Source organism: Yinghuangia aomiensis, from assembly GCF_039542225.1.
In the GTDB taxonomy this organism is placed as follows: Bacteria; Actinomycetota; Actinomycetes; order Streptomycetales; family Streptomycetaceae; genus Yinghuangia; species Yinghuangia aomiensis.
Map to the genome: position 1 here is coordinate 107,233 of NZ_BAABHS010000003.1, position 13,287 is coordinate 120,519.

Annotated in this window: 11 protein-coding genes; 10 read left to right on the forward strand and 1 reads right to left on the reverse strand. The window is 74.9% G+C overall.

The window, feature by feature from the left end; genetic code table 11:
- The first annotated feature begins 67 nt into the window (after positions 1-67).
- The 7 genes from ABEA93_RS04865 to ABEA93_RS04895 all read left to right on the forward strand — a co-directional run bounded on the left by ABEA93_RS04865 (position 68) and on the right by ABEA93_RS04895 (position 9,062).
- Positions 68-853, forward strand: coding sequence for a phosphatase PAP2 family protein (locus ABEA93_RS04865; RefSeq protein WP_345674014.1), 786 nt, complete (start codon positions 68-70; stop codon positions 851-853).
- An 11-nt stretch (positions 854-864) separates the two neighbouring features.
- A complete protein-coding gene (locus ABEA93_RS04870; RefSeq protein ID WP_345674015.1) occupies positions 865-2,604 on the forward strand; it encodes a bifunctional phosphatase PAP2/diacylglycerol kinase family protein in 1,740 nt (579 codons plus the stop codon).
- A 440-nt stretch (positions 2,605-3,044) separates the two neighbouring features.
- Positions 3,045-4,010, forward strand: coding sequence for a polysaccharide deacetylase family protein (locus ABEA93_RS04875; RefSeq protein WP_345674016.1), 966 nt, complete (start codon positions 3,045-3,047; stop codon positions 4,008-4,010).
- Positions 4,011-4,186: 176 nt separating this feature from the next.
- Positions 4,187-4,951: an ABC transporter ATP-binding protein gene (locus ABEA93_RS04880; protein ID WP_425584817.1), complete on the forward strand. Its 765-nt coding sequence runs from the start codon at positions 4,187-4,189 to the stop codon at positions 4,949-4,951.
- A gap of 3 nt (positions 4,952-4,954) precedes the next feature.
- Positions 4,955-6,916: an FtsX-like permease family protein gene (locus ABEA93_RS04885; protein WP_345674017.1), complete on the forward strand. Its 1,962-nt coding sequence runs from the start codon at positions 4,955-4,957 to the stop codon at positions 6,914-6,916.
- A 146-nt stretch (positions 6,917-7,062) separates the two neighbouring features.
- Positions 7,063-8,409 carry a sensor histidine kinase gene (locus ABEA93_RS04890; RefSeq protein WP_345674018.1) on the forward strand — a complete coding sequence of 449 codons (1,347 nt, stop codon included), beginning with the start codon at positions 7,063-7,065 and terminating at the stop codon, positions 8,407-8,409.
- 14 nt (positions 8,410-8,423) lie between these two features.
- Entirely contained in the window at positions 8,424-9,062 is a 639-nt protein-coding gene (locus ABEA93_RS04895) for a response regulator transcription factor (RefSeq protein ID WP_345674287.1), read from the forward strand.
- A gap of 37 nt (positions 9,063-9,099) precedes the next feature.
- Here ABEA93_RS04895 and pheA read toward each other — a convergent pair whose 3' ends face one another.
- A complete protein-coding gene (gene pheA / locus ABEA93_RS04900) occupies positions 9,100-10,047 on the reverse strand; it encodes a prephenate dehydratase (protein WP_345674019.1) in 948 nt (315 codons plus the stop codon).
- 143 nt (positions 10,048-10,190) lie between these two features.
- Here pheA and ABEA93_RS04905 point away from each other — a divergent pair, with 143 nt between their 5' ends.
- From ABEA93_RS04905 to ABEA93_RS04915, 3 genes are all read left to right on the forward strand, one after another.
- On the forward strand, positions 10,191-11,057 hold the full coding sequence (locus ABEA93_RS04905) for an ABC transporter permease (RefSeq protein ID WP_345674020.1): 867 nt from the start codon (positions 10,191-10,193) through the stop codon (positions 11,055-11,057).
- 305 nt (positions 11,058-11,362) lie between these two features.
- Positions 11,363-11,605: a hypothetical protein gene (locus ABEA93_RS04910; RefSeq protein WP_345674021.1), complete on the forward strand. Its 243-nt coding sequence runs from the start codon at positions 11,363-11,365 to the stop codon at positions 11,603-11,605.
- 7 nt (positions 11,606-11,612) lie between these two features.
- On the forward strand, positions 11,613-13,286 hold the full coding sequence (locus ABEA93_RS04915; RefSeq protein ID WP_345674022.1) for an alpha/beta hydrolase: 1,674 nt from the start codon (positions 11,613-11,615) through the stop codon (positions 13,284-13,286).
- Position 13,287: the final 1 nt, after the last annotated feature.

Below are 13,287 nucleotides of genomic sequence, written 5' to 3' on the forward strand. Positions count from 1 at the left end.
CCAGAGTACCGGTGACTCACCACTCTTTTTCCTGACCTTCCGGCGATCGACGAGGTATCAAAGGGGTGTGCACTCCCTCTCTTCGCGCCCGCGGGCTGCCGCATGCGCGCTCGTCGCGGCCGGCGTCTTCGTCGTGCTGCTCGTCATGGTGGCCGCGGGGTGGGAGCCGCTGCACCGGGTCGACGCCCGGGTGGCCGCCGATCTGCACACTTGGGTGGTCGGCCATCCCGGGTGGCGGCGCACGCTGGCGTTCCTCACCGGATGGGTGTGGGACCCGTGGGATTTCCGCGCGCTCGCGGCGGTCTCCGCGGTCCTGCTGTGGTGGCAGGGCCGCCGCCGCACGGCGGTGTGGACCGCGGCGGTCATGATCATCGGTGGGCTCACCGGGACCCTGGTGAAGGTGGCCGTGGCGCGTGACCGGCCGATGTTCACCGATCCGGTGGCGGACGCGCCGGGCTGGTCGTTCCCGTCCGGGCACGCGCTCAACGGGATGCTCGGCTGTGTGGTGCTGCTGGCGGCGCTTCTGCCCGTGGTGCCGCGGCGGGTCCGCCCGGTGCTGTGGGCGGTGGCCGTGGTGTCCGTGCTGGGGGTCGGGTTCACGCGCATGGCGCTCGGCGTCCACTTCCTCAGCGACGTGGTCGCGGGGTGGGCGCTCGGCGTCGTCGTCGCGGTCGTGCTGTGGGCGGCGATCGCCGCGCTGTGGGACCCCGCGGGCACCGAGCCGGAGGACCCCTCCAGCGCCCCTTCGGACCGCCCCGAGGACGGTCCCGCGGACGACGGCGAGGCGCAGATCACGCGGGGCGGGAGTGCGGGGTTGGCCACGCCGCGTCCGACCGGCCCCTCGTCTGGGTAAGAATTGCGACCATGCTCACGGAAGCAGGACGGTTCCTGCGACGGATCGCCCTGCCGCTGGTGGCGACGGCCTTGGCGGTCATCGGACTCGGTCTCCTGGTGACGCGCGTCCTCGACGGCGTGTGGCCCATTTCCGGCGAGGACGACCTGGAGCGGACGTTCGAAGCGCACCGCTCCGGCGGCTGGGACGCGGTGTCCGACGTCCTGTCCGCGCTGTCGGGCTGGGGCGCCGTGACCGCGGTCACCATCGCCGCGGCGGCGCTGGCGTTCGCCGCCTACCGGTCGTGGCGCGCGCCGCTGTTCCTGGTCGGCGCGGTCGCCGCGCAGACCCTCGTCTTCGTGCTCGCCCGGATCTTCGTGGAGCGCGACCGGCCGGACGTGGTGCGGCTCGACGACCTGCCGGGGCACGGCAGCTATCCGTCGGGCAACACCGGTGCCGCGCTCGCGCTGTACGGCGGCATCGCGATCCTGCTGTCCGCGCGCATCGGCGGCCGGGTCGGCCGCTGGGTGTGGCGGGTGCTGTGCCTGCTGGTGCCGGTCGCCGTCGGTCTCGCCCGCGTCTACCGCGGCGACAGCCACCCGACCGACGTCATCGCCGCGATCGCGTCCGCCGCCGCCGCGCTCGCCGTCATGAATTCGGCGGTGCTCTCGCCGCGTTCCGTCTGGGGCGGCCCGGGCGGCAACCTGCGGCACACCGGCGACGGGCACGTGCCGCGGGCCGCGCTCGTGGTCAACCCGATCAAACTGGACTCGGCGGACGACCGCGCCCGCATCGACAAGATCATGGCCGAGGCCGGCTGGGCGCCGCCGCTGTGGCTGGAAACCACCGTCGAGGACCCCGGTGCGGGCGTCACCCGCACGGCGGTCGCGGAGGGCGTCGACCTGGTCGTGGTGGCGGGCGGCGACGGCACGGTCCGCGAGTGCGCGGGCGCGTTGGCGGGCACCGGCGTGCCGCTGGCGGTCGTGCCGTCCGGCACCGGCAACCTGCTGGCCCGCAACCTCGGCCTCCCCATCGACCTGGCCGACGCCGTGCACGTGGCGGTGCACGGCCGCGACCGGGCGATCGACCTGGGCGCCATCGACCCCGACGAGCCCGGCGGCGAGATCCGGCACTTCACGGCGATGGCCGGCATCGGCCTGGACGCCGCGATGGTCGCGGACGCCCCCGACGCGCTCAAGAAGAAGGTCGGCTGGCCCGCCTACGCGGTCTCCGCGACCCGGCATCTCCGCGACGCCCGCATGCGGGTCACGCTGCGCATCGACGACGGCCCGCCGATCACCCGCCGGGCCCGCATGGTGCTGGTCGGCAACGTGGGCGCCCTCCAGGCGGGCATGCAGCTGCTGCCCGGGGCGGAGCCCGACGACGGCATGCTCGACGTCGTGGTGTTCGCGCCGTACGGCATGACCGGTTGGGCGCACGCGACCCTCCGCGTCGTCGGCCGACGCCGCCGCGACGAGCCGCAGGCCCCGGACCGGCAGCTCCGCCGCCGGCCGATCGAGCACTTCACCGGCCGCAAGGTCGAGGTGGAGACCGCCCGTCCGGAACCGCGCGAACTCGACGGCGACCCGATCGGTCCCGGCACCCGCCTGACGGTGCACGTCCGGCCCGGCGTACTGACCGTCCGGGTCCCGGACGGCGTGGTGGCGCTGCGGCCGGAGTCGCGGGCCGAGCCGTTCCCGGCGGCGCCTCCGGAGTTCGCCCCGGAGCCGGGGAACCCGGCGGCGAGTACGTCGGCACCGGCGGCGACCTGAGCGGTCACGCGGCGTCGCGGGACGGCGCCGCGGCAGGACCGCCGGGGTCGCCGGGCGGTTTCCGGCCGCGCGGTCGTCGCCGCCTACGCTGCCCGCGTTCCGTCTTTGCGCGCCGTCGCGGCACCGGGCGGGGTGATCTCCGCCACGCCGCCGTCCGCATCGGAGCCGCTCCGGGACCCGGCCTCCGCCGCCGTGCGCGCGGCTTCCCTGTCGGCCGTCGGAGTCCCGGACACGCTGGGCGTTTGCCTTCTCGGTGCCCCGGAGCGGGGTCCAAGTCCCAGGCGTCGGCGGGGTCTCCAGGCGGGCAAACAGCTCGTCAACTCCGCGGAGCATTCGTGTGAATATCGCACCTTTTGCCTTTTTGGTGTGCGACGGTGGACGTCGGTTCGTCCGAGCCGACTGCTTTCCCGACTCCCCCCGACCCCCCGAGGAGGCCTGTGGTGCCGCTTGTCCGAGAAGCCCGCGCAGCCCGGGGGAAGCGTGTCCGGAACACGGTGGCCGCCGCCGCGGTGCTCGCGTTGACCGCGGCCGGCTGTGCTTCGGGCGGTGCCGGCCAGACGCACGCGGGCCACGGGTCCCGCCCTGCGACGCCCAACGCCCCCGGCCCGCAGGCCGCTCCCGACCCGCACCTCGGCCGCGGCGGCCCGGACCCGACGGCGCCCGGCGGCGGACCGTCGGCCGGCGCGTCCGCGGCGCCGACACCCCGGACGACGGCGCCCCAGGCTCCGGCGCCCCGGACCTCGGCTTCCCCGAGTCCGTCGACCCAGGCCCCGGCGCCCCGGACGACCTCGCCGTCCCAGGCCCCGGTGTCCCAGGGCGTGGTGCGGCACACCGCCGAAGCCGGCCGCAACGTCGCGCTGACGTTCGACGACGGCCCCAGCCCGGTCTGGACGCCCAAGGTCCTCGCGCTGCTCGACCAGTACGACGTCAAGGCGACGTTCTGCATCGTCGGCGAACAAGCCCGCGAATACCCGAATTTGGTGCGCCGGATCGTCGCCAAGGGGCACCGCCTCTGCGACCACACCGAGACCCACGACGAGAAGCTGGCCCGGCTGCCCGCCGCCGACGTCCGCCGCGAGATCGGCAGCGCCCGCGACGCCATCCTGGCGGCCGTCCCCGGAGCCGAGATCCCGTGGTTCCGCGCCCCCGGCGGCGGCTGGTCGACGACGATCAAGCAGACCGCCGCGTCGTACGGCATGAAGCCGCTCGACTGGTCGGTGGACAGCCGCGACTGGGAACGCGGCGGCGTGGACCACATCCTCGCCACCATCAAGAGCGAACTCCGCCCCGGCGGCGTGGTCCTCATGCACGATGCGGGCGGCGACCGCTCGCAGAGCGTCGCGGTCCTGGCCCGGCTCCTGCCGTGGCTGGTGAACCAGGGCTACAGCTTCGACTTCCCGGCGTAACCGCGGGGACCGCCCGGACCCCGCCGCCCGCCGCACCCGCCGAGACGGGGGTATGCCTGGGCATACCCGAGATCCGCGTGCCTGCCGGAGTGCCCTCCGCCTGCCCGGTTGATGGACTTCGTGTACCGCCGGAACGGCGGGAGCGAGGGGCATCGGGAGGGCGACGTGGGCACAACATGCGGTACGGGGCGGCGGGTTCGGCGGCGGTGCGGACCGGCGGCCCGGTGCTGGAAATGCGGCGGGCCGTGCGCGGCTACGGCACCGGCGACGCGCGGGTCACCGCCCTGGACGGCGTGGACCTGTCGCTCGACGCGGGCTCGTGGACGGCGGTCATGGGCCCGTCGGGTTCGGGCAAGTCGACACTGCTGCACTGCGCCGCCGGCCTCGACACGCTGGACTCCGGCCAGGCCGTCCTGCTCGGCGAGGACCTGTCCGGGGCGGACGACAAGCGGCTGACCCGGCTGCGCCGCGGCACCGTCGGGTTCGTCTTCCAGAACTTCAACCTGGTCGCGTCGCTGACCGCCGAGCAGAACGTCGCGCTGCCGCTGCGGCTCGCCGGCCGGGAGGTGCGCCGCGAGGACGCCCGGCGCGCGCTCGCCGCCGTCGGCCTCGCCGACCGGGCACGGCACCGGCCCCGCGAGATGTCCGGCGGCCAGCAGCAACGCGTGGCGATAGCACGGGCGATGGTCACACAGCCGAAGGTGCTGTTCGCGGACGAGCCGACCGGCGCCCTCGACTCGACGTCCGCCCGCACGGTGCTCGGCTTGCTGCGGAACATGGCCGACAGCACGGGACAGACGATCGTCATGGTCACGCACGACCCGTCGGCGGCCGCGGCCGCCGACGCGGTGGTCTTCCTCGCGGACGGCCGGGTGATCGACCGGATGGAACAGCCGTCCGCCCACCGGGTCGCGGACCGTCTCGCGTCGCTGGAGGTCTGAGCCGTGCTCACGCTCTCCCTGAGCACGCTGCGCGACCGCAAGCAGTTGTTCGCCGGGGCCCTGGTGGCGATCGCCCTGGGGGTGGCGCTCGTCCAGTCGTCGCTGCACGTCCTCCACTCGGTGTCCGACCCGGCGATCCCCGCGCGGCTGTCCCGCGCGGAACGCGACGACATGCGCGAGAACTACGTCGGCGCCGCGGTGACGATGGGCCTTCAGGCCCCGCTGGTGGTCTTTCTGGCGATCCTCGTCGTCGGCTCGACCTGCTCCTTCGCGGTCGCCCAGCGCCGCCGCGACCTCGCGCTGCTGCGCGTGCTGGGCGCCGGACGCGGCCAGACCAAGCGGCTGCTCGCGACCGAGTCGCTGCTGCTGGGCGTCGCGGGCGCGCTGCTCGGCGCGCCGCTGGGCGTCGCCATGACCTGGGTGCAGACCCGCCTGCTCGAACACGTCGGCTTCGTGCCCGCCGGTTTCGAACCGGTCTACTGGCACTGGGGCTCCGTACTCGCCGCGAGCGCCGCCGGAGCCGGCATCGCGCTCCTCGGATCGTGGAGCGCGGCGCGCCGGGCGGCGCGGATCCGTCCGCTGGAATCCCTGCGGGAGACCGGGGCGGCGGCCCGGGTCATGACCCGGGGCCGCTGGTGCGTCGGCGTGGTGTGCCTCGCGCTGTCGGTGGTACTCGTCGTCGGCGCGCAGTCCGCCGACCCGATCGGCGCCATCACCATCGCGATGACGCTGTCGATCGTCGGTGCCGTGGCGCTGTCCGCGCTCAGTCCGCTGGTCGTGCCGCTCGCGGCCCGGCTGTTCGGGATGGTGTTCCGGCGCAGTCCGCTGGGTGCGCTCGCCGAGGCGAACATCCGCGACGGCGCGCGCCGCACCGCGTCCGTGGCCGCGCCGCTGATCACCCTGGTCTCGCTGGTGCTCGGCCTGTCCGGCGCGCTGGGTGTGCTGGCACGGTCGATCGGCGTCGAGCAGGAGCGGCTGACCCGCGGCGACATCGTCGTCGCGTCCGCGAACGGCGAGCAGGCGGCGCGGCTTGCGGGGGTCCCCGGGGTCGCGGACGTGTCGTCCCAGCTCACCGTTCCGGTTCCGGTCACCGCCGAGGTCCGCAAGGACGGCACGCGTGCCGCCCGGCCGCACACGTTCGAGGACCGGGTGGTCGCCGTCGACGCGGCCGCCTACGCACGGGCCCGGACCTTGGCGCCGAAGTCCGGCTCGCTGGCGGACCTGCACGGCGACACCGTCGCCGTCGGCCCCGCGCTGCCGGCCGAGGGCTTCTCCGCGCCCAAGGTCGGCGACACCGTCACGGTCGCCGTCGCGGGCACCGAACGCAAGCTGCGCGTCGTCGCGGTCCTGCCCGAGACCCTGGACATCGGCGACCGGTTCCTGCTGCCGCGGGAGATCCTGCCCGCGGGCGTGCTGGCCGCCGCCGCGAGCGAGTCCATCGTCACGGTGGCGCCCGGTGTACCCGTCGCCGAGGTGGAGGAGCGCATCCGCGCCGCGGGGATCGGCGGGACGGCGACGGTCGCGGAGTGGGCCGACCGCAGGGCGGAGGCCCAGCAGGACGGCAACGACAAGATCTTCGCGGTGCTGCTCGGTCTCGCGGGCGTGTACGCGCTGGTCGGCGTCGTCAACGCCCTGGTCATCGCCACGGCCGAACGCCGCGCCGAGTTCGCGGTGGCCCGGCTCAGCGGGCTGGAGCGCCCGCAGGTCGTCCGGATGGCGGTCGTCGAGGCGTGCGCCGTGGCCGCGATCGGCCTCGGGCTCGGCAGCGTGGTCGCGGCGGCCGGGATGGCGGGGATGGCCAAGAGCACGGCGGCGGTGACCGGGACGGCCATCGTCGTGGTGCCGTGGGGAACCCTGGCGGCGACCGTGCTGGGCGCGTTCGCGGTCACGGTCACCGCGGCCGTGGTGACGGCCCGGGCGGCGACGCGGGAACGACCCGCCGCACTCGCCGCCGCGCGGACCTGACACCGGAGCGGCGGACGCCGGCCGGCCGTGGAGCGGGCCCGGACCGCGGCCGGTCGGCGAGGCCCGAAGGCAAGCGGCGGAACCGGTCCGTCGGGTCGGTGTGTAGCGTTCGCGCTCCGACCCGGAGCGATCGTGAGAGGAGCGTCGTGCTGCTGTCCGCCCGCTTCGCCCGCCGACGCACCGGGGTCCGTCCGGCCGCCGCCGCGCGGCTGCCGCACCTGGCCCGCGGCCTCGGCTACCTCGCCCTCGGCCTGCCGTCGGCGCTGCTTGCCGCGCTGCTGTTCGGCGGTCTCGCCGTGCCGGTGCTGACGGCGGCCGGGCGGCTGGACGGGGTCTCCTCGGTGGAAGACGCGGTCGTGCCCGCCCTGCTCCTGCTCCTGGGGCTCCTGCTCACCGTCGTCCTCGCGCCCTGGGCCGCCGCCCCGGTGGCCGCCCTGGAACGGCGCAGGCTCCGGGTGCTCACGCCGGGCGCCGCCCACGAGCCCCGGCACCGCGAACCGCGCCCGGCAGCCGCCCGGTTCCGCGAGCGCTATGCCCGGGCGTGGCGCGAGGTGGCCGCCGGATACCTGACCGCGGTCGGGGTGACCCCGCTGGTCCTGCTCGCGCTGGTCTGGGCTCTGGTGTGCCTGGGCTGGATCACGGCTCCGCTCCTGGTCGCGGCGACCGGCAGCGGCCCGGTGGCGCTCGTCGTCGGGCACACCGACAGCGCGCTCGCGGCGGTCCCGTACACGCTCGCCGGGCTGGCCGGCGCCGGCCTCGGCGCCGTGGTCTTCGCCCGCCTGGCGTACCTCCAGGCCGGCCTGACCCGGGCGCTCGTCGAACCCCGCTCCGACGCCCTGGCCTCGCGCCTGGTCGAAGTCACCCGCTCCCGCTCCCGCCTCGCCGACGCCTTCGCCGCCGAGCGCCGCCGCATCGAACGCGACCTGCACGACGGCGCCCAGCAGCAGCTCCTCGTCCTCACCCTGGAACTCGGCCTCGCGCGCATGGACCTGCCCGCCGACTCCCCGGCCGGGCAGTCCGTCGCCAAGGCCCACGAGCAGGCCAAGACGCTGTTGGCCGACCTGCGCGGGCTCATCCGCGGCATCCACCCCCAGGTGCTGACCAACCGCGGGCTCGGCGCCGCACTGTACGAACTCGCCGAGTTCTGCCCGCTGCCCGTCGGCACCGACATCGACCTCCCGCACCGTCCGCCGCAGGCCGTCGAGACCGCCGCCTACTTCGCCGCCGCCGAGGCGCTCGCGAACGCCCTCAAGCACAGCGGCGCCGACGACATCCGCATCACCGCCCGCCTGCGGAGCGGCAGCCTCACCGTCGACGTCGAGGACAACGGGCACGGCGGCGCGAGCTTCTCCGACGGCACCGGGCTGACCGGGCTCGCCGACCGGGTCGCGGTGGTCGACGGGACCCTCCGGCTGTCCAGCCCGGCGGGCGGCCCCACCGTGGTGCGGGTGGAAATACCCTGTCCGACCCTCAGGAGCAAGGACGACCACTGAACACGCTGCGCCTCATCCTCGCCGAAGACTCCGTCCTCCTGCGTGCCGGGCTCACCGGGCTGCTGGAGCGCCTCGCTTTCGAGGTGACCGCGGTCCCGGACGGTGCCGCGCTCACCGCGGCCGTCCGCGAGAGCGTCCCCGACCTCGTGGTGACCGACGTCCGCATGCCCCCGGCGTTCGCCGACGAGGGGCTGCGCGCCGCGCTCGCGCTGCGCGCCACCCGGCCGGACCTCCCGATCGTCGTGCTCAGCCAGTACATCGAGCCGGACGGCGCCGCCGAACTCCTCACCACCGGCGGCGGCAAGGCGATCGGCTACCTCCTCAAGGACCGCATCGTCGACGTGGACGACTTCGCCGCGACCCTGCGCCGCGTCGCCGCGGGCGGCACCGCCGTCGACCCGCAGGTCGTCGCCCGCCTGCTGCGCCGCCGTGCGGAACCCGTCGCGGCGCTGTCCCCGCGCGAACGCGAGGTCCTCGGACTCATCGCCGAGGGCCTGTCCAACGCCGCGATCATGCGTGCCCTGGAGATCTCCGAGCCGGCCGTCGGCAAGCACGTGCGCGCCATCTTCACCAAGCTCGGCCTGCCGCCGGACGACGACACCCACCGCCGCGTCCTGGCCGTCCTGGCCTACCTCGGCTCGGGGATCGGCTGATTGCCCCGCGCCGGCTTGTCCCTCGGGTGGCGCCCGGTCAGCTCTCCCCGCGGCGCGCCCGGTCGAGCCAGCGGGCCGCGTCGTCGAACTCCGCGTCGGACGTGCCGCGCCGCACCTGCGGGCGCGCGCCGTCGGCCCGCGGATACGAGCCGAGGAACCGCACCCCCGCACACACCCGCCGCAGGCCCATGAGCGCTTCGCCGACCCGGGCGTCCGCGATGTGGCCCTCGGCCTCGATCGCGAAGAAGTAGTGGCCGAGGCCGTCCCCGGTGGGGCGGGACTGGATGTGGTCGAGGTTGACCCCGCGCACCGCGAACTCCTGGAGGATCTCCAGCAGCGCACCCGCGTGGTCGTCGACGATGAACGCCACCACCGACGTGCGGTCCGCCCCGGTCGGCGGCGATACCGGAGCCGGCCGCCGGACCTGCACGAACCGTGTCACCGCGCCCTCGACGTCGTGGATCTCGGCGACCAGCGGCACCAGGCCATAGCGCTCGGCCGCGAACTCGCCCGCGAGGGCGGCGTCGTAGCGGCCTTCCTGGACGAGCCGGGCGGCATCCGCGTTCGAGGCCGACGAGAACCACTCGGCGTCCGGGAGGTTCGCCCCCAGCCAGCGGCGGACCTGCGGCTGCGCGTGCGCGTGGCTCGACACGGTCTTGATGTCGGCCATCGTGGTGCCGGGCCGGACCAGCAGGGCGAAGGAGATCGGCAGCAGGATCTCCCGCTCGATGACGAGCGGCTCGCCGGTGGCCAGTTCGTCGATCGTGACGGACACGGAGCCTTCGACCGAGTTCTCCAGCGGCACGACCGCCGCGTCGGCCTCCCCGCGCCGCACCGCGTCGAGCGCGGCCGGCACCGAGGCCATGGGCAGCGCCTCGGCCCGCGCGGCCTCCGGCAGCGTCAGCAGCGCGGCCTCGGTAAACGTCCCTTCCGGCCCGAGGTAGGACCAACGGGGGGCACCGGAAGCGGCGGAGGAGTGAGGCATGCCAGCAAGCGTATGCCCTCGCTCCGAGAGCACTCGCCGACGGATCATCACCCATCCGGGCGAATCACCGTTCCGGTCCGTTCCTCGGCCGCTTCCCTGCGCGTCCTCTCCCGCGCCCGCCCCCGACGCCCTACCGTCACCCCATGCCCCACCAGCCCTGGGAACCCCACCTGTTTCCCGACGCGGCCCCCATGGATTCCTCCGTCTTCTCCCCGCTCGCCGCGCCCGCCCCTGCAACCGCGGCATCCTCCTCGGGCCAGCTCCCGGTCACCCCTTCTCTCGGCGCCGCCATCGCCGTCCTCCTGCTCCTGGCCTTCGCGATCACCGCGGTCTCGCACCTCGGGCACGGCCGGGCGGTGCTGCTGGCCGGGGTCCGGGCCGCGCTGCAGCTGCTCGTGGTCGCGGTGGTCATCACGCAGGTGGTGGACCACTGGTGGGCGAGCCTGCTGTTCATCGCCGTCATGTACGCGGTCGCCGTGGTCACCGCGTCCGGCCGCATCGTCGGCGCCGTCTACGAACCCTGGATCGCGGTCCCGATCCTCGTCGCCACGATTCCGGTGCTGGCCGTCCTCATCGCCGTCCGCATCGTGCCGTTCGAAGGCCTTGTGCTCATCCCTATCGCAGGCAGCCAGCTCGGCGGCGCCATGACCGCGACCGTCCTCTCCGGGCGCCGGGCATTGGAGGAGCTCACCCTGCGGCACGGCGAAGTCGAGGCCGCGCTGTCGCTCGGGTTCCTCGACCGCGACGCGCGGACGGAGATCTGCCGGCCCGCGGCGTCGGGTGCGCTGATCCCCGCGCTGGACCAGACCCGGACGGTCGGACTGGTCACGCTGCCGGGCGCGTTCGTCGGCATGCTGCTCGGCGGCGCCTCGCCGTGGAACGCCGGTGCGGTGCAGTTGTTCGTGCTGATCGCGCTGCTGGCGGTGGAGGCCGCCGCGATCACGGTGACCGTCGAGCTGATCGCGCGCGGCCGCATCGCCCGGCCGCGGACCGCAGGGGTCACCACCTGAGTCGCCAACGACGCGCGGGCTTCCGGCAATTCGGCAGCAAACGCCAGACCTTTATCCACAGGGTTGTGGATAATTTCCCGGGGATCACCGGCCTGCCTGTGGATATCTCTGTGGACTGCCTCGCCGGCGTACGGGAGATGCCCCTTATCGGTGAAGATTTCCGATCTCCCCGTGAACTGGCCGATTTGGCACCGCACTCCGCATAGAGTCGGAGCCGCAACCAACCGGCCGGAAGTGCGAGGGGAAGGCATTCCGTGCATGTGGATCCTGCCGTACTGAGGACGGCCGCCGCGGAAGCGCATCGGATGGCGGACGAACTCCCCCGGCTCGCCGACGGCATCGTTATCACCGGTCATGAAGCCGCCGCGGCCTGCCCGGGGTTCGCCACCGCCACCGCGCTCGCCGAGGTCACGGCCGCCTGGCAGGGCCGACTGGCCGCCGTGGGCGAGACGTTCGCGCGCACCGCACAGGCTCTCGCGAGCACGGCAGACCGCGACTCCGCGGCCGACGGCCGCGCCGCCGCCGCGTTCGACGCCGCCGCACGCTGAGCGGACCATGACCCCCGGCACCGTTTCCTGGCTCCGGAATCTCCGCCCGGACACCCTGGATGCCGCCGCTCGCCAGTGGCTGCGCTTGGCCGGCGACGTGGAGAACGCCCTCGGTCGGGCCGCGGCCGAGATCGCCGGGGTTCTCACCACCGCCGTTTGGCAAGGGGCCGACGCCGATGCGGCCGCCCGACAACTCGACGACCAAGAAACCGAGTTGCGCATCGCGACGCAGGAAGCGGCGGCCGTGGCCGCCCTGATCGGCCGGGCAGCCCAGGAACTGGCCGCCGCCCGGCGGAATGGGGAATGCCTGCTGGCCGAGGCCTCCGCGGCAGGACTCCAGGTCGACGACGACGGCACCATCCGTCCCACCGCCGCTGCCGGGGATCCGGCCGACGCCGCCCGCCTCACCGCCGCGCTCACCACCGTGCTCGACTCCGCCGCCATGGCCGACCGCCGCTTCGCGGCCGTCCTGCGCGACCTGGCCCCGGACGCGGTCCGCCCCGGCCTCGACCGCTGGGCCGACGCGGTGGACGACGGCACCGCCGTCGCCCTCCTCGCCCGCATCGACGCCCGCGCCATCCCGTCGGCGGCGAGTCCGGACGCCGTACGTGCCTGGTGGGCAGGCCTCGACGACGGCGCCCGGCAACGGTTCCTGGTCGGCTGCCCCGCCGTGCTCGGCAAGCTCGACGGACTCCCCGCCACCGTGCGCGATCGCGCCAACCGCTTGCTGCTGCACGCGTCCGAGGCCGGCCTCCGGCGGGAACTGCGGGCAGCGGAGACCGCGTTGGCGCAGGCCGGAGCGCGCAACGGCGGCGGTCCCGCACTCGTGAGCCGCATCGGCGACCTGCGCCGCCGTCTCGCCGGGGTCGAGACCCTGCGCGGCCACCTGGAGTCCGCCGCCCACCGGTGGGGTCCCACGTATCTCCTCGCCTTCGACCCCGACGGCGACTACGCCGCGGGCGGCCGAGGACGCGGACGGGCGGTCATCGCCGTCGGCAATCCCGACCACGCGCGCCACACCGCCGTGTTCGTCCCCGGCATGGGCGTGGGCCTCGACGCCGCGGGGGACGAGTTGGGGCGCGTGGCCGACCTGCGCGCCGCGGCCCAGGCCAAAACCGGCAGCCCGGACGTGGCGGCCGTCGCCTGGATCGGCTACGACACCCCCGACCGGCTCGCCCAAGCCCTCGATCCCCGCTATGCCGAACGCGCCGCCCCGCACCTCGGCCGCTTCACCGGGGGACTCCGCGCCGCGCACGAGCCGGGCGCCGGCCACCTCACCGTGATCGGCCACAGCTACGGATCCCTCGTCGTCGGCGAAGCCGCCCAGACCGGCTCCGGCCTGCACGCCGACGACATCGTCGTGGTCGGCAGCCCCGGTGTGCACGCCACCCGGGCCACCCAACTGGGCGCCGGACCCGGCCATGTCTGGGTGGGCCGCGCGCAGGGCGATCCGGTGCCCGGCCTCGGCGCGATGACGTACGCAAGCCCGGTCACCGGAACGACCCCCACCGACCCGGCGTTCGGCGCCAACCGGTTCACCACGGACGGCGCCGCCGGCCACAGCGACTACTGGAGCACGGCCCGCCCGGACAGCCTCGCCAACCAGGCCGCGATCGTGGCCGGCAGGTACGGCGACGTCCGGTTGGTCTCCGGCGCCCCGCCCGCGGACGGGAAGCCGTAGC

Excerpts from the sequence above, each read along its gene's own strand:
- ABEA93_RS04870 (WP_345674015.1), top strand. The coding sequence starts at position 865 with ATGCTCACGGAAGCAGGACGGTTCCTGCGACGGATCGCCCTGCCGCTG.
- ABEA93_RS04880 (WP_425584817.1), top strand. The coding sequence starts at position 4,187 with ATGCGGTACGGGGCGGCGGGTTCGGCGGCGGTGCGGACCGGCGGCCCG.
- pheA (WP_345674019.1), bottom strand. The coding sequence starts at position 10,047 with ATGCCTCACTCCTCCGCCGCTTCCGGTGCCCCCCGTTGGTCCTACCTC.
- ABEA93_RS04905 (WP_345674020.1), top strand. The coding sequence starts at position 10,191 with ATGCCCCACCAGCCCTGGGAACCCCACCTGTTTCCCGACGCGGCCCCC.
- ABEA93_RS04910 (WP_345674021.1), top strand. The coding sequence starts at position 11,363 with ATGGCGGACGAACTCCCCCGGCTCGCCGACGGCATCGTTATCACCGGT.
- ABEA93_RS04915 (WP_345674022.1), top strand. The coding sequence starts at position 11,613 with ATGACCCCCGGCACCGTTTCCTGGCTCCGGAATCTCCGCCCGGACACC.